The following is a 15747-nucleotide window of genomic DNA, read 5'->3' on the forward strand; positions in this document are numbered from 1 at the left end:
GCCGTCGCATCCCTTGATGCGCTGGTCATGCTTGCGAGTCTCGGCCTCATCCTGCTGTGCCAATTGATCGGCGAAGCCGTCGTGCGCGGCCTCGGCCTGCCCTTGCCGGGACCGGTGCTCGGCCTGCTGCTGCTCCTGATGCTGCTGCTTGCCCGCGATCGCTTCACTGTGCTTGCACACGGGCCCCTGCGCAACGACGGCGTGGAAAACGCAAGCAAGGGCCTGCTGGCGCATCTGTCGCTGCTGTTCGTGCCGGCCGGCGTCGGCGTCGTGCAGAAGCTCGACCTGCTCGCGTCGCACGGCATCGCCATCGTCCTGGTGCTCGCGCTCTCCGTGGTCGTCACGCTGTTGGCGACGGTGCTGACATTTCGCCTGGTCAGCCGCCTGTTGAAGCAGCAGGACGCGCGATGAAGGACAATCCGTTCTCGCTCTGGGTCTATCTCTCGCAGTCGCCGCTGCTGTGGCTGACCGTGACACTGCTGGTCTATGCGACCACGGATGCGGTGTCGCTGGCGACGCGGCGCCATCCGCTCGCCAATCCCGTGCTGCACGCGATGTGGATCATCGGAGCGTTCCTGCTCGCGACCGGCACGTCCTATACGAGCTATTTCGCCGGCGCGCAGTTCGTGCACTTCCTACTGGGGCCTGCCACCGTCGCGCTTGCGGTCCCGCTCTACGAGAACCGCCGGCGCGTCGTGTCATCCATCGTGCCGATGCTGGTGGCGCTGCTCGCGGGATCGGTCACCGCGGTGGTGTCGGTGGTACTGCTGGCCGAGCTCGCCGGCCTGCCGCGCGACGTGGTGCTGTCGCTGGCGCCGAAATCGGTCACTGCCGGCGTCGCCATGGGCATCGCCGAATCGCTGCACGCCGATCCCTCGCTGGCGGCGGTTGCGGTCATCCTCACCGGCATCATGGGCGCCATCATCGTGACGCCGCTGATGAACCGCACCGGCGTCACCGATTACCGCGCGCGCGGATTTGCGGCCGGCTTGGCCGCGCATGGCATCGGCACCGCGCGTGCGTTCCAGGTCGACGAGATTGCCGGCGTCTTCTCCGGCATCGCCATGAGCCTGAACGCCTTGGTGACCTCGTTCCTGGTCCCCCTGGCGGTCACGCTGCTGGTGCGATGACATCGCCGCCGCGACACTCTATATGACGGGTAATAACTCCCGGTCCCGAACCGTATTCGGGGGATGGGACCGAAACGGGACGAGATATGGCTGGATTTGGGACTAAGGGCCTTGGGCCGACGCGGCGCGTTGCGTTGACGCTGATCGGGGCAGGCGCCTTGGCACTGACGGGCGGCGCCTCGGTGCGCGCGGCGACCGACGAGAACGAGGTGTTGACCGAGGCCAAGGTGCTGCGCGACCCCGATACGCCCGTCGCCGGCAATCCGAACGGCAACGTCACCATTGTCGAATGGTCCGACTACAACTGCCCCTATTGCCGCAAGCTCGAGCCCGAGTTGCGCCAGGTCGTCCAGGACGACGGCAAGGTGCGGCTGGTGATGAAGGATTGGCCGATCCTCGGGCCGGTCTCGGTCACGGCGGCGCGAACCGCGCTCGCGGCGAAATTCCAGGACAAGTACCACCAGGCCCATGACGCCATGATGGGCGTCAGTTCGCGCCTGACCGAGTCGCGCATCAACGAGCTGCTCGCGGCCGCCGGCGTCGACATGGACCGGCTGAAGCGCGATCTCGCCAGCCGCGGCAGCGACATCGACGCCCTGCTCAAGCGCAACAACGAGCAGGCCGAAGCCTTCGGCTTCCGCGGCACCCCAGCCTTCATCGTCGGCAAGTATCGCGTTCCGGGCGTGCTCAGCATGGCCGAGTTCGAGCAGGTCATCGCCGATGCCCGCAAGGCCAAGATGAACTGATACGCGCGGCATCGATCGCAGCCAACGCAAAGGCGCCGCCGCGGATTCGCGACGGCGCCTCGTTCATGTTCGACAGTGCGGCGTTACTTCTGCGAGATTCGCACCCAGTCCCTATGCGCGCGATCGCGCAGCGCATTCCAATCGGCCTTCGCGACGTCCCAGTTCACGATCGTGCGATTGACGCTCGCGACCTCGCCGTTGGCGACGGACGACGTCTGCATGGAGTCATAGACGTAGACTCCTCCGGCAAGGAGCAGCGCGCCCAAGATCATTCCGAAAAAAGTCCGCATGGCTAACCTCCGGTGACGGCCGATAACGTCGGCCCGAAGCGAAGGTTCCGCAGCACTGCGGCACGGATGAGGTGGACTTGTTCATTCCGCATTCAGCCACTGCACCAGCTCCGCGTTGATCTCACGCGGATAGGTGTGGCTGAGGTCGTCGATCTCGCGATAGGTGACGTCGGCGCCGGCCGCGGCGAGCGCCGCCTGGGTCTGGCGCGCGGTCTGCACCGGAAACATCCAGTCGAGCTTGCCGTGGGTGATGAAGATCGGCAGCCCTTGCAGGCGCGCGGCGTCGGCCATCTCCGCCATCAGCGGATGGAAGGTTGCCGATACCGGCGCCAGATGGGTGAAGGGCGAGGCGCCGTCGAGACCGCTGACGTAGCTGAAGGTGCCGCCGTCGCTCATGCCGGTCAGCAGCATGCGCGAGCTGTCGATGCTCCAGCGGCTGCGCACGGTTTCGAGGATGCGCCTGAGATTGGGCGTATCGGCATCATCGCCCATCAGCGCCCAGGTCGGACCGGTCGCGGTCGGCGCCACCAGGATCGCGCCAAGGCTGCGGGCGTCGCGCAGCCAGCTCCACAGGAAACCGCGTCCGTTGCCGCTGCCGCCATGCAGCGCCATCACCAGCGGCATGGCGCACTCGGGCGTATAATGCTCAGGCACGTAGACCGAGAAGCCGCCGCGGCTGCCGGGTTCGTTGTGATCGTGGAAGATGCCGGTATCTTCGCTCGCGCCGGCTTCGAGCCGCGACAGCAGATCCGCATTGTCGCGATTGGCGGTGTTGAGAAAGAAGCTGCTGACGGGAGGAAATTGCATCGCCAGCGGATAGAGCGCCTCCTGCGCACGCGGCACATGGCGCAGCGCCCGGAAGACGGCGACGAGATCGCCATTGCCGCGCTCGACCTCGCGGATCCCGGCAAAGGCGGCAAGCGTCTCGCCGCAGGCGCGATCAAGCCGCTCGCGGAGGCCCGCGAACTGTTCCGGCCACGCTCCGATAGCCGCGTGTGCGGTTTGCAGCGTCTCGTCCGGTGCGCCGATTGCGTTCATCACGGAAGCGAACGCCGGCGGATGCAATTGACGTTGGAAGAAGCCGAGCGCTTCCAGCGCATTGAGCAGCGGCGGCAGCACGGCCACGATGTCGTCGATCACGGCCTCGCTCATCGCGGCTTCCTCCGGCGTGCGATCAATGCAACTTCGGCGCCTTCAAGAGCTTGAAGCGATCGGTCGAGGTTACCGTGACGTCGAAGGTGACACCTTGGTGGTACACGGTCAGCGGCACGTCGACGCCGGCGGCGCCGAGCGCCCACATCTTCCTGTAGAACGCGGCCTGGCTCGTGACCTTGTCGCCGCTCACGGCGAGGATGATGTCGTCGGTCTTGAGCTCGGCGCGCGCGGCAGGACCGTTGGGGGAAATCCCGATCACGACCACACGGTTGTCGATCTCGGTCGAGTAGAGGCCGAGCCAGGGTCGCGCCGGCTTGTTGACGCGACCGAACTTGCGCAGATCGTCGAGAACCGGCTTCAGGAGGTCGATCGGCACGACCATGTTGACGTGCTCGGCCTTGCCGTCGCGTTCGCGTTCCAGCTGAAGCGAGCCGATGCCGATCAGTTCGCCGCGCTCGTTGAGCAGCGCCGTGCCGCCCCAGTTCGGATGCGCGGGATAGGTGAACATGGCCTCGTCCAGCAGATATTCCCAATAACCGGCGAATTCCTGCTTGGCCACGATCTGGCTGGCGACCGAGCGCGTACGGCCGCCGGCGCCGCCGACCACGACGCGGTCGCCGATCCCGGTTTTCGCCGAACTGCCGATCGGCAACGGCTCGACGTCGAGCTCGCCGAGAGCCTGCACCAGGCCGAAGCCGGTTTCGGAATCGAAGCCGAGCGCATGGCCTTCGACCACCCGCCCGTCGCCGAGGTGCAGCCACACCGATTCCGCCTCGGTGATGAGATAGCCGATGGTCAGCACCAGTCCGTGGTCGATCACGACGCCGTTGCCGGCGCGTTCGGTGCCCAGCGTCTCGGCGCTGAAGGCGTCCGGGGGGATGATGGCGTGCAGGCCGACGACGGATGCGAGCGCGCGATCGAGATCGAAACCGTAGTCGCTCGCACGCGGTTGATTGGCCGGCGGCACTCTCCATTCGGTCAAAGCGGGCATGGAGTTCTCCTGGCTTTAGTGCATCGCCCCGGGATTGCTGCAGAGCGACGCGCGAAGCACAGTTAATTTAGGCTGAGGAAGGGCGTCTTGAAAGCCTCGTTCCCAACTATTCCTAGAACCCCGCGTGAAATCTTCGAAAGGCTCGGAGGCATCCCGTGCGGATGGCGGCCGACCCTCGATCCAGCATGCGGCCGCATGGCTGGTGTCCGGCGAGGTGCTAGGCGCCGTACCATGAAGCTGCTAACCATTGCCGCTTCGTTTGACCAAGGGATCACGGACCGAAGCAATGGACAACCGCAGCGACATCTGGCGTGGCATCGACACGATCAAGGGGCGTTTCATCGACCTCAGCGACAAGGTCTGGGGCATGCCCGAAGTGTGCTACACCGAAGCGCGGTCCGCCGCCGAGCACCTCGCCGAGCTGCGTCATCAGGGTTTCCGCATCACTGAGAACGTCGCCGGCATTCCGACTGCGGTGATGGGCGAGTGGGGCGAGGGCGGTCCGGTCATCGCGTTCATGGGAGAATATGACGCGCTGCCTGGTCTCAGCCAGGAAGCGGGCGTCGCCGAGCATCGTCCGATCGAATCCGGCGGACACGGCCATGGCTGTGGTCACAACCTGCTCGGTTCCGCTGCGCTGCTTGCCGCGACCGCGGTGAAGGACTGGCTCGCCGAAAACAAGGTGCCCGGCCGCGTGCGCTATTACGGCTGCCCGGCCGAAGAAGGCGGCGCGGCCAAGGCCTTCATGGTGCGTTCCGGCGCGTTCGAGGACGCCGACATCGCCGTCACCTGGCATCCGCACAGCTTCTGGGAGGTCGCGGTGACGCCGTCGCTCGCCAACACGCGCGCGGACTTCATCTTCACCGGCCGCACCTCGCATGCCGCGGCCTCACCGCATCTCGGCCGTTCCGCGCTCGATGCGGTGGAATTGATGAATGTCGGCGTGAACTACATGCGCGAGCACATGCCGAGCGATGCGCGGGTGCATTACGCGCTGCTCGACACCGGCGGCATCGCGCCCAACGTGGTCCAGGCCCATGCGCGGGTGCGCTACTCGATCCGCGCCCGAGACCTTCCCGGCATGAACGAGCTGGTCGGACGCGTGAGCAAGATCGCCGAGGGCGCGGCGCTGATGACCGAGACCAAGGTCGAGATGAAGATCATCTCCGCGGTCTCCAACATCCTGCCGAATACGCCACTGGAGCAGGCTCTGCACCGGGTCATGGAAGAGCTTGGGCCGCCGCATTTCGACGATGCGGACAAGGGCTTTGCCAGCCAGATCCGCGCGACGTTGAGTGACAAGGACATCGCGTCGGTCTATTACGCGATCGGCATGGAGCAGACCGATCGGCCGCTGGCCGACTTTCTGGTGCCGCTCGATGCCAAGCGCAATCCGCTGGTCGGCTCGACCGACGTCGGTGATGTCAGCTGGGTGGTGCCGACGGTGCAGGTTCACGCACCCACGGTTGCGATCGGCACGCCGTTCCACACCTGGCAGGTGGTGGCGCAGGGCAAGAGCCCGCATGCCCACAAGGCCATGGTACAGGCGGCCAAGGCGATGGCCGGTCTCGGCATCAAGGCGCTGACCGATCCGGAACTGATCAAGGCAGCGAAGGCGGATCTCGAGAAGCGGACGGCCAAGACGCCGTATATCTGTCCCCTGCCGGATCACATTGATCCGCCGCTCAACATGTCAGTCGCGTAGAATTGCGCCTCCACACTTCGTCTGATCCTGCGAACAAATTTTTCGCAGTGCAGCGTGCAATCCAGCATGTTTTGATGCTGGATTGCCAAATGGATGGGCTGCAGAGCGCAGTTTTGCCCAACAGACAGCCAGAAGACCGTTTGCATACACACGGTCGCAGTTGACGGGCCCCCCATTCGGTGTGCCATCTACTGCCAGCTAATTGGGCGGCCAGCTTCCTCGGCCGTCCTCATCACGATGGGAACCAGACGGGGGACAACCATGCTGGATAAAGAACTGCGTTCAATGATCGGCCAGGTGAAGGACGGGCGAATGGATCGCCGCGCCTTCATCAAGCGCATGGCCGCCGTCGGCCTCACTGCACCCCTGGCCAATCAGATCCTCGCGCTGGGCGGCGTCGCCATGGCCGAGGGCGCCTCGACCTACAAGCCGACCAAGCGTGGCGGCGGCGGTGCGCTGAAGCTGTTGTGGTGGCAGGGCCCGACCCTGCTCAACCCGCATTTCGCCACCGGCACCAAGGACCAGGACGGCTCGCGCCTGTTCTACGAGCCGCTCGCCTGCTGGGATCCGGACGGCAACATGAAGCTGGTTCTGGCGACCGAGATCCCCTCGATCCAGAACGGCCTGCTCGCCGCCGACGGCAAGTCGGTGACCTGGAAGCTGAAGCCCGGCGTGAAATGGCACGACGGCAAGCCGTTCACGGCGGACGACCTCGTGTTTACCTGGCAGTACGCCAAGGACCCCGCGACCGCAGCCGTCACGATCGGTGTCTATCGCGATATCACGGTCGAGAAGATCGACGATCTGACGGTCAAGATCACCTTCCCCAAGCCGACGCCGTTCTGGGCCGATGCCTTCGTCGGCGCGGGAGCAGGCCAGATCCTGCCGAAGCATCTCTTCGCGGATTACATCGGTTCGAAGTCGCGCGAAGCCCCGGCCAATCTCGCGCCCGTCGGCACCGGTCCCTACAAGTTCGTCGAGTTCAAGCCGGGCGATCTCATCCGCGGCGTGATCAATCCCGACTATCACATGGCCAACCGGCCCTATTTCGATTCGCTCGAGATGAAGGGTGGCGGTGACGCCGTCTCGGCCGCGCGTGCGGTGATTCAGACCGGTGAATATGATTTCGGCTGGAACATCCAGGTCGAGGACGACGTGCTGCTGCGCCTGGAGAAGGGCGGCAAGGGCAAGACCGTCTATGCCGTCGGCGGCGACACCGAGTTCATCGCGCTCAACTTCACCGATCCGAACGTCGAGGTCGACGGCGAGCGTTCGTCGATGAAGACCAAGCATCCGCTGTTCTCGGATCCCGTCGTGCGCAAGGCGCTGTCCCTGCTGGTCGACCGCGAATCCGTCAAGAAGGCGATCTACGGCCGCGCCGGCCGCACCACCGCCAACTTCCTCAACGGACCCGAGAAGTTCGTGTCCAAGAACACGAGCTGGGAATTCAACATCGAGAAGGCCGCCAAGATGCTCGAAGACGGCGGCTGGAAGGCCGGCGCCGACGGCATCCGCGAGAAGGACGGCAAGAAGCTCAAGATCGTCTATCAAACCTCGATCAACGGTCCGCGGCAGAAGACCCAGGCCATCGTCAAGCAGGCCTGTCAGAAGGCCGGCATCGAGGTCGAGCTGAAGTCGGTGGTGGCTTCGGTATTCTTCTCGTCCGACGTCGCCAATCCCGACACCTACCCGAAGTTCTATGCCGACATCGAGATGTTCCAGATCCCGCTCAGCCAGCCGGATCCGTCGCAGCACATGCGCCGCTACCTCTCCACCAGTGTCGCGACCAAGGAGAACAAGTGGCAGGGCACCAACTTCCCGCGCTGGGTCAACAAGGATTATGACGCCGCGATCACCGCGGCCGACATGGAGATGGACCCGATCAAGCGCGCTGCCTACTACATCAAGGCCAACGATCTGATGTGGCAGGACACCGTCTTCATTCCGGTCCAGCATCGTCTCAAGGTCGAGGCGGCCGCCAACAATCTCGTCTGCGTCATCAGCGGCTGGGCCAACGAGACCGACAATCTGTTCGACTGGTATCGGGAAGGATGATCGCGCACGCCTAGGCGGGATCCCTTCCCATGTCTCAATACGTTCTGCGTCGCCTGCTGATCGCGATTCCGAGCCTGCTCGGGATCTCGGCCGTGCTGTTCTTCGTCCTGGCGCTCGCGCCCGGCGATCCTTTTTCTGAACTGGCGACGAACCCGAACGTCCCGCCCGAAGTGCAGGCCGCACTTCGGGCCAAGTTCGGCCTCGATGATCCGATTTACCTCCGCTACCTGCACTGGCTCAACGCCATGCTGCACGGCGACTGGGGCTTCTCCTTCGTCAGCCGGATGGACGTCGACAAGCTGATCCTCCAGCGCCTGCCGACCACGCTCTATGTGATCGGCTCGGCGCAGATCCTGGCGCTGCTGATCGCGATTCCCGTCGGCGTCTACGCCGCGACGAAGCCGTATTCGCTGTTCGACCAGGTCGCCAACACGCTCGCCTTCGTCGGCTTCTCGCTGCCGACCTTCTTCACCGGCATCCTGTTCATCCTGATCTTCTCGGTGACGCTGGACTGGCTGCCTTTCGTCTACACCACCGACATCAAGGGCACCGGCATCCACTGGGGGCTGGAGATGATCCGGCAGGCGATCATGCCGGTTGCAGTGCTCGGCCTGTTCCAGGCGGCGTCGATGACGCGCTTCGTGCGCTCGGCGATGCTGGACGTGATCCGGCTCGACTACGTCACCACGGCGCGCGCCAAGGGCCTCGGCCAGGCCAAGGTCATCGTCAAGCACGTGATGCGCAACGCCATGATCCCGGTCGTGACGCTGATCGCGCTGCAGATGCCCGCCGTGTTCGGCGGCGCCATCGTCACCGAGCAGATCTTCCGCATCCCCGGCATCGGCTCGCTGCTGATCTCCTCGATCCTGTCCAACGACACGCCGGTGGTGATGGCCGTCACCTTCGTCTTCGCGTGCCTGGTCGTGCTGTTCAATCTCATCGCGGACATCCTTTATGGCTGGCTTGACCCTCGCATCTCCTTCCGCTGAGCGGCGCGTCTACTCGCCCTGGCGCGAGACGTGGCGGCGCTACAGCCGCCACAAGCTCGCCGTGGTCAGCGCCTTCCTGCTGCTCGTTCTGATCCTGGCGGTGGTGCTCGGCCCCTTCGTCTGGCGGGTCAAGATCGACGACATCGACATCGTGGCAGGCCTGCAGGGGCCCTCGCCGGCCCATCCTTTCGGCACCGACGATCTCGGGCAGGACATCCTCGCCCGCATGATCTATGGCGGGCGCATCTCGCTCGCGGTCGGCCTCGCCGCGATGCTGGTCTCGGTCTTCGTCGGTGTGTTGATCGGCGCGCTCGCCGGCATGTCGCGCGGTGCGCTCGGTCACGGGCTGATGTGGCTTACCGATCTGTTCCTGTCGCTGCCGCAATTGCCGTTGCTGCTGCTGTTGATCTATCTCTTCCGCGACGGCCTGAAGGCCGCGTTCGGCCCCGAGGGCGGCATCTTCATCCTGATCGTGCTCGTGATCGGGGGCTTGCGCTGGATGCCGGTGGCGCGGCTCGTGCGCGCCCAGTTCCTGTCGATCCGCGAGAAGGAGTTCGTCGAGGCCGCCCGGGCACTCGGGGCGAGCCCGGTGCGGCAGGTGGTGCGGCATATCCTGCCCAATGCGCTCGGTCCGGTGATCATCGCCGGCACCATCGACGTCGCCGCCGCGATCATCGCGGAATCGACGCTGTCCTTTCTCGGCCTCGGTTTCCCGCCCGACACGCCGACCTGGGGCCGGCTGCTGTACGACGCCAAGGACTTTCTCGACATCGGCCCGCACTGGGCGCTGTTTCCGGGCGGCGCGATCTTCATCGCGGTGGTCGCCATCAACTTCATCGGCGACGGCCTGCGTGACGCGCTCGATGCGCGACGGGTGATCTGATGGCGCCGCTGCTCGAGATCAAGGGACTGAAGACCCATTTCTCCACCGATGACGGCATCCTCCAGGCCGTCGACGGTGTCGACATCTCCATCAACCGGGGCGAGACGCTCTGCGTGGTCGGCGAATCCGGCTGCGGCAAGACCGTCACGGCGATGTCGATCCTGAAGCTGATCGCGATGCCGCCGGGCCGTATCGCGGCGGGCCAGATCATCTTCGAGGGGCGCGATCTCGTGCCGCTGACCAGCAACGAACTCGACGAGATCAGGGCCAAGGAGATCGGCTTCATCTTCCAGGAGCCGATGACCTCGCTCAACCCGGTGCTCACCATCGGCGAGCAGATCGCCGAAAGCCTGCGCCGCCACGAGGCCGTGACCAGGAAGCAGGCGCTCGAACGCACCATCGAGATGCTCAAGCTGGTGCAGATCCCCAACGCCGAAGGCCGCGTGCACAATTATCCGCACCAGTTCTCCGGCGGCATGCGCCAGCGCGTGATGATCGCGATGGCGCTCGCCTGCAAGCCGAAGCTGATCATCGCCGACGAGCCCACCACCGCGCTCGACGTCACCATCCAGGCGCAGATCCTCGATCTGCTCCAGGACATGAAGGAGCGCTTCGGCATGGCGGTGATGCTGATCACCCATGCCATGGGCGTCGTCGCCGAAACCGCGCAACGCGTCGTCGTGATGTATGCCGGCAAAGTGGTCGAGGAAGCGCCGGTCGACGATCTGTTCAGCAACCCGGGCCATCCCTATACGCAAGGCTTGATCCGTTCGATCCCGCGTATCGACCTCGACAGCGAGCACAAGACTCGGCTCGAAGCGATCGGCGGCTCGGTGCCGATCCTGATCAATCCGCCGGTCGGCTGCCGCTTTGCGGCGCGCTGCAAGTTCGCCATGAATGTCTGCACCGAGAAGGAGCCGCTGCTGCGCGAGATCGCACCCGGCCATCGCATGGCCTGCCATCTCGGCGATCCGAACCTGGGAGCCGCGGCATGAGCGAGCCCTTGCTGCAAGTCTCCAACCTGAAGAAACACTTCCCCGTGCTCGGCGGCCTGCTGTCGCGCCAGGTCGGCACCGTCTATGCGGTCGACGGCGTGTCGTTCTCGGTCAATCGCGGCGAGACGCTGGGTCTCGTCGGCGAATCCGGCTGCGGCAAGTCGACCACGGGGCGCTGCGTGCTGCGCCTGATCGAGCCGACCGACGGCGAGGTCACTTTCGACGGCCAGGACGTGCGTCAGCTCAGCGGCAACGATTTGCGTGCGATGCGGCGGAACATGCAGCTGGTGTTCCAGGACCCGTTCGCCTCGCTCAATCCGCGCATGACGGTCGGCGCGATCCTCGGCGAGGCGCTGATCATCCACAAGCTCGGATCCTCGGCCAAGGAGCGCGAAGAGCGCGTCGCCAGCCTGCTCGTCAAGGTCGGCCTCAAGGCCGAGCACATGCGGCGCTATCCGCATGAATTCTCCGGCGGTCAGCGCCAGCGCATCGTCATCGCGCGGGCACTCGCGGTCGAGCCGAAACTGATCGTCTGTGACGAGCCGGTCTCGGCGCTCGACGTGTCGATCCAGGCCCAGGTCATCAACCTCCTGGAAGACCTCCAGGCCGAACTGAACCTCACCTATCTCTTCGTCGCGCACGACCTCTCGGTGGTCGAGCACATCTCCGACCGCGTCGCGGTGATGTATCTCGGCCGCATCGTCGAGCTGGCGAAGGCCAGTGACCTCTACCGCAACCCGCAGCACCCCTACACCAGGGCGCTGTTGTCGGCGGTGCCGGTGCCAAATCCCAAGCTGAAGCGCGAGCGCATCCGCCTCAAGGGCGACGTGCCGAGCCCGATGAAGCCGCCGTCCGGCTGTCACTTCCACACCCGCTGCCCGATCGCCCAGCCGCGCTGCGCGGAAGTCGCGCCCGTGCTCAGGGAAGGGGCGGGCGGGCATTTCGTGGCGTGTCATCTCGCCTGACGCCGCGAAAGCGGGTTCAATCGCGAAGCAGGCCGTGCTCCGACAGCGCCTGCCTGAAGCTTTCCACAGACGTGTGGTGGTGCGCGAACAGGCCCGCCTCGCGCGCGCCGGCGACGTTGGCTGCGAGATCATCGACGAACAGAGCGGTCTGCGGCCTCATGTCGAGGTCCGAGAGGCAGCGGCGATAACATTGCGGGTCCGGCTTGGCCGTCTTGAATTGCGCCGAGGTGTAGATCCGGGAGCCGAACAGCGGGCGCAATTCCGGCAGCAGCGTGTCGATGTGGTCGGCGACCAGCGTGGTGTTGTTGGTCAGGACTGCGATGTCGACGGTGTTTCGCAAGCGGCTGGCGATGTCCAGCATCGCGCGATCCGGCTGCATTGAACGGCGCCGGGCCTCCACCCACTCCTCGAGTGACAGCGGATAGCCGATCCGCTCGCCGAAGCCTCGCAGATAATCGGCGGCCTCGAGCGCGCCGCAATCGCCGAGCAGCTCGAATCCGCTGTCCCAGATCGCCTCGTGGACCGCTTCGCTGCTGGTCCCCGCAAGCCCCGCCAGACAGGCGACACGGGTCGCCCTGTCGTAGGCGCAGAGGACATTGTCCATGTCGAAGAGGACGAGCTTGACGGCGTCGGTCACGGCGGCACTCGCGGATTGGCCGGACAGCCGGCCCTGATCCAGTCATATCTCGCCGGGACGCAGGCGACAAACCCGGAGTGATGCCGGATCGCTGCCGCCTCAGCCCTCCAGCGTGAAGCCGACGCGCAGCGTCACCTGGTAGTGGCGGACAGTGCCGTTCTCGATGTGGCCGCGCGTCTGCACCACCTCGAACCATTTCATTTCGCGGATGGTCTTGGACGCGCGGCTGATCGCGTTCTTGATCGCGTCCTCGATCGAGGTTTCGGAGGATCCGACGAGATCCAGGATCTTGTAGACGTGATCGCTCTCGGGTGTGGGCATGGGTCTTCCCCTGTTTCATCTTGCGGCCGACGAAGGCGTTCGGCGTGACGCGCGTGGCGCTGACTCTGAACGGGCCTGCGCGCTTCGGGTTCCCCGGGCCGTGATGGCCCGCATGCGCCGGCCGTGGTGGAGCCGGCGGCGCTTGCCTGCTAAGCGCTATCCATGGATTCGGCACGACGCGACAGGACGATCGGCTCTCTTTGCCTCTGCGTGACGGCGTTCGGCTGGGCGCTGAACTGGCCGCTGATGAAGCTGCTGCTCCAGCAATGGCCGCCGCTGTTCGCGCGCGGCCTTGCGGGCGTGTGCGCCTCGGTCATTCTCGGCATGCTGGTGCTGAGCCGGAAGGAATCATTCGCCGTGCCGCGCGAGGCGATCCCGCGGCTACTGTTTGCGACCTTCACCAACGTCTTTGCCTGGATGGGGCTCGGCACGGTCGCGATGAAATATGTGACGGTGAGCGAGGGCGCCTTGCTCGCCTATACGATGCCGATCTGGGCGATGCTGTTCGCCTGGCCGGTGCTGCATACGCGGCCGACGCTGCGGGACATCTTCGGGCTGGTGCTTGGCGTTGCCGGCGTCACGCTGCTGCTGAGCGGCAACGGCTTCGCGTTCGGCGCCGACAAGCTGCTGGGCATCGTGCTGGCGCTGCTCTGCGCCATCCTGTTCGCGCTCGGCAACGTGCTCAACCGCAAGCCGCTGCCGATGCCGCCGCTGGTGGTCGTCGTCTGGCAGGTCGGGCTCGGCTGCGCCGTGATGCTGGTCCTCGGCATGCTGTTCGAGCGCCCTGACGTCACCGCGATCACCCCGCTAGGACTCGGCTGCTTCGTCTACATGACGCTGGTGCCAATGGGGATCTGCTACGTCACCTGGTTCGAGACGTTGCGCCGGCTGCCGCCGACCAAGGCCTCGACCGGCATGCTGATCGTTCCCGTGATCGGCGTGGTGTCTGCCGCGATCATTCTCGGCGAGCCGCTGGGTTATCGCGAGTGGACGGCGATGGCGCTCACGCTCGGTGGCGTGACGCTTGCCTTGCAGCGCGGGTAGGGTCGTCACGCCCCGGACCGCGGAACGGAAGCGAGAAGACGGTTTTCAAATCGCCCGCTGGCGTCGGATGCCGCCGTTGCCGGTGCGAAGACCGGTGAGCTAACCTCCGCGCATGTCCTGGTCTGTTCGAGGTGCGATGATGATCGAGCGTTGGACGAGGGGCGCTCTGGTCGCGATCGGTCTTTGCGCCGTGCCTGCGCCGGGCATCGCGCAGGACGAAATCGATGGCGCGCCGGTGCGCATGTCGCTGCAGGTCACGAGCGATCCCTCCACCATCGCGTGCCGCAGGCTTGAAACGGTCGATCCGGCGTCGCTGGTGTTCCTGCCGCTGCGCCGGACCTTCAGCGAGGATTTCGACGAGCATCCGCTGTCGAACGGGCGCTGGGTCCCGCATTATGCGGGCGGCGCGGCCTGGCCGGAGGCGCGCTATTGGGGCGGCGACGGCTCCGACTTCAAGCGCAAGACCAGCGCCAATGGCGAGCAGCAGATCTACGTCGATCCGCGTTATGCCGGCCGCGCGTCGGCGCCGCTCGGGCTCGATCCGTTCAGGGTGAAGGACGGCGTGTTGTCGATCGTCGCCAGCCGCACCCCCCCGGAATTGAAACCGCTGCTGTTCGACAACGAGTACATCTCCGGCATCCTGACGACCCAGGGCACGTTCGCCCAGAAGCACGGCTATTTCGAAATTCGCGCCAAGGTGCCGGTCGGCCATGCGGTGTGGCCGGCGTTCTGGATGCTGGCGGACGATGGCGGCTGGCCGCCGGAGGTCGACGTGCTGGAAGGCCGCGGCGAGCGGCCGGGCGATCTCGTGATGACGACGCACTGGCGGATCCCCTCGACCCAGAAGATCCAGTCCTGCGGTTTCGATTTCGCGGTCGGCGACGCCTCCAGCGCCTTCCACAATTACGGTGTGTTGTGGCAGGAGGATCGGCTGATCTACTTCATCGATCGCAATCCGGTCTCCGACATCAAGGTGCCGATCGGTTTCGATGATCCCATGTACATGATCGTCAACCTCGCGATCGGGTCGAAGTTCTTTCCGGGCGTCAGTCCCGTCGATGCGGAATCGCCAAGGAGCGTCGCGTTCGAGATCGACCGGATTTCCGCCTATCAGATCGACAGGGAAGAGCAGGCGCGGAGGTAGCGCGACGATAAATTCATCCGCGCTTGACGGATCAAGCGCGATCACGCACGGCGAGATGCCGCGCTTACGGATCCAGCTCCGTATCCCAGTACAGATAGTCCAGCCAGCTATCGTGCAGATAGTTCGGCGGAAACAGGCGGCCGTTGCGATGGAGCTGGTGCACGGTTGGCGCGAACGCGCTCTGGCGCGGAAACATCTTTGCCTGTGCTGGCGTCAGATTGCCCTTGCGCAGATTGCACGGCGAGCACGCCGCGACCACGTTCTCCCAGGTGGTCTGGCCGCCCTTGCTGCGCGGGATGATGTGATCGAAGGTCAGGTCTTCGGGCGAGCCGCAATATTGGCAGGCGAAACGATCGCGCAGGAAGACGTTGAACCGGGTGAAGGCCGGATGGGTGGTCGGCTTGACGAAGGATTTGAGCGAGACGACGCTCGGCAGCTGCATCTGCAGCGTGGGGCTGTGAACCGCCTGATCGTAATGCGCGACGATGTTGACGCGATCGAGGAACACCGCCTTGATCGCGTCCTGCCACGACCAAAGAGACAGCGGGTAGTAACTCAGCGGCCGGAAGTCCGCGTTCAGCACCAACACCGGCCAACTGCCTTGCGAGACATGTGCGTTCAAGTAACGCTCCCGGCCTCCAACATACGCTGCGAAGCAGCATGTCCTGACATACTACATGCAGCGTGACGGGATTGT

General features: G+C 65.1%; 17 protein-coding genes. 11 read left to right on the top strand and 6 right to left on the bottom strand.

The window, feature by feature from the left end; translation table 11 throughout:
• The first annotated feature begins 27 nt into the window (after positions 1 to 27).
• The 3 genes from CIT40_RS04360 to CIT40_RS04370 all read left to right on the top strand — a co-directional run bounded on the left by CIT40_RS04360 (position 28) and on the right by CIT40_RS04370 (position 1876).
• Positions 28 to 411, top strand: coding sequence for a CidA/LrgA family protein (locus CIT40_RS04360; RefSeq protein WP_094895892.1), 384 nt, complete (start codon positions 28 to 30; stop codon positions 409 to 411).
• The gene (locus tag CIT40_RS04365) at positions 408 to 1130 is read left to right on the top strand and encodes an LrgB family protein (RefSeq protein WP_094895893.1); all 723 of its coding nucleotides are present in this window, start codon (positions 408 to 410) and stop codon (positions 1128 to 1130) included. Before CIT40_RS04360 ends, CIT40_RS04365 begins: the two co-directional genes overlap by 4 nt.
• Before the next feature lie 86 nt (positions 1131 to 1216).
• Positions 1217 to 1876 carry a DsbA family protein gene (locus CIT40_RS04370; RefSeq protein ID WP_162307347.1) on the top strand — a complete coding sequence of 220 codons (660 nt, stop codon included), beginning with the start codon at positions 1217 to 1219 and terminating at the stop codon, positions 1874 to 1876.
• 83 nt (positions 1877 to 1959) lie between these two features.
• On the opposite strand, the gene CIT40_RS04375 is transcribed toward CIT40_RS04370, so the two are convergent.
• The 3 genes from CIT40_RS04375 to CIT40_RS04385 all read right to left on the bottom strand — a co-directional run bounded on the left by CIT40_RS04375 (position 1960) and on the right by CIT40_RS04385 (position 4312).
• Positions 1960 to 2166 (bottom strand): hypothetical protein, encoded by a 207-nt coding sequence (locus tag CIT40_RS04375; RefSeq protein ID WP_094895895.1) that lies wholly within the window; start codon positions 2164 to 2166, stop codon positions 1960 to 1962.
• An 81-nt stretch (positions 2167 to 2247) separates the two neighbouring features.
• On the bottom strand, positions 2248 to 3318 hold the full coding sequence (locus CIT40_RS04380) for a dienelactone hydrolase family protein (RefSeq protein ID WP_094895896.1): 1071 nt from the start codon (positions 3316 to 3318) through the stop codon (positions 2248 to 2250).
• 22 nt (positions 3319 to 3340) lie between these two features.
• The gene (locus tag CIT40_RS04385; RefSeq protein WP_094895897.1) at positions 3341 to 4312 is read right to left on the bottom strand and encodes a S1C family serine protease; all 972 of its coding nucleotides are present in this window, start codon (positions 4310 to 4312) and stop codon (positions 3341 to 3343) included.
• Between the two features lie 286 nt (positions 4313 to 4598).
• Here CIT40_RS04385 and CIT40_RS04390 point away from each other — a divergent pair, with 286 nt between their 5' ends.
• The 6 genes from CIT40_RS04390 to CIT40_RS04415 all read left to right on the top strand — a co-directional run bounded on the left by CIT40_RS04390 (position 4599) and on the right by CIT40_RS04415 (position 11904).
• Positions 4599 to 6017, top strand: coding sequence for a M20 family metallopeptidase (locus CIT40_RS04390; protein WP_094895898.1), 1419 nt, complete (start codon positions 4599 to 4601; stop codon positions 6015 to 6017).
• Between the two features lie 261 nt (positions 6018 to 6278).
• The gene (locus tag CIT40_RS04395; protein WP_094895899.1) at positions 6279 to 8072 is read left to right on the top strand and encodes a peptide ABC transporter substrate-binding protein; all 1794 of its coding nucleotides are present in this window, start codon (positions 6279 to 6281) and stop codon (positions 8070 to 8072) included.
• Positions 8073 to 8101: 29 nt separating this feature from the next.
• On the top strand, positions 8102 to 9061 hold the full coding sequence (locus CIT40_RS04400) for an ABC transporter permease (protein ID WP_094895900.1): 960 nt from the start codon (positions 8102 to 8104) through the stop codon (positions 9059 to 9061).
• On the top strand, positions 9027 to 9944 hold the full coding sequence (locus CIT40_RS04405; protein WP_094895901.1) for an ABC transporter permease: 918 nt from the start codon (positions 9027 to 9029) through the stop codon (positions 9942 to 9944). The genes CIT40_RS04400 and CIT40_RS04405 overlap by 35 nt, the downstream gene beginning before the upstream one ends.
• Entirely contained in the window at positions 9944 to 10939 is a 996-nt protein-coding gene (locus CIT40_RS04410) for an ABC transporter ATP-binding protein (protein ID WP_094895902.1), read from the top strand. The genes CIT40_RS04405 and CIT40_RS04410 overlap by 1 nt, the downstream gene beginning before the upstream one ends.
• Entirely contained in the window at positions 10936 to 11904 is a 969-nt protein-coding gene (locus CIT40_RS04415) for an ABC transporter ATP-binding protein (protein ID WP_094895903.1), read from the top strand. The genes CIT40_RS04410 and CIT40_RS04415 overlap by 4 nt, the downstream gene beginning before the upstream one ends.
• A 16-nt stretch (positions 11905 to 11920) precedes the next feature.
• Here CIT40_RS04415 and CIT40_RS04420 read toward each other — a convergent pair whose 3' ends face one another.
• On the bottom strand, positions 11921 to 12568 hold the full coding sequence (locus CIT40_RS04420; RefSeq protein WP_094895904.1) for an HAD family hydrolase: 648 nt from the start codon (positions 12566 to 12568) through the stop codon (positions 11921 to 11923).
• 72 nt (positions 12569 to 12640) lie between these two features.
• The gene (locus CIT40_RS04425) at positions 12641 to 12862 is read right to left on the bottom strand and encodes a dodecin (RefSeq protein WP_094895905.1); all 222 of its coding nucleotides are present in this window, start codon (positions 12860 to 12862) and stop codon (positions 12641 to 12643) included.
• A 162-nt stretch (positions 12863 to 13024) separates the two neighbouring features.
• Between CIT40_RS04425 and CIT40_RS04430 the strand changes: the two genes are divergently transcribed.
• Both CIT40_RS04430 and CIT40_RS04435 read left to right on the top strand, forming a co-directional pair.
• The gene (locus CIT40_RS04430) at positions 13025 to 13906 is read left to right on the top strand and encodes a DMT family transporter (protein ID WP_094895906.1); all 882 of its coding nucleotides are present in this window, start codon (positions 13025 to 13027) and stop codon (positions 13904 to 13906) included.
• 139 nt (positions 13907 to 14045) lie between these two features.
• A complete protein-coding gene (locus CIT40_RS04435; protein ID WP_094896029.1) occupies positions 14046 to 15050 on the top strand; it encodes a glycoside hydrolase family 16 protein in 1005 nt (334 codons plus the stop codon).
• A 64-nt stretch (positions 15051 to 15114) separates the two neighbouring features.
• On the opposite strand, the gene CIT40_RS04440 is transcribed toward CIT40_RS04435, so the two are convergent.
• Positions 15115 to 15672 (bottom strand): HNH endonuclease, encoded by a 558-nt coding sequence (locus tag CIT40_RS04440; protein ID WP_008142962.1) that lies wholly within the window; start codon positions 15670 to 15672, stop codon positions 15115 to 15117.
• Between the last annotated feature and the right edge of the window lie 75 nt (positions 15673 to 15747).

The sequence above is a fragment of the Bradyrhizobium amphicarpaeae genome, assembly GCF_002266435.3.
Lineage (GTDB): Bacteria > Pseudomonadota > Alphaproteobacteria > Rhizobiales > Xanthobacteraceae > Bradyrhizobium > Bradyrhizobium amphicarpaeae.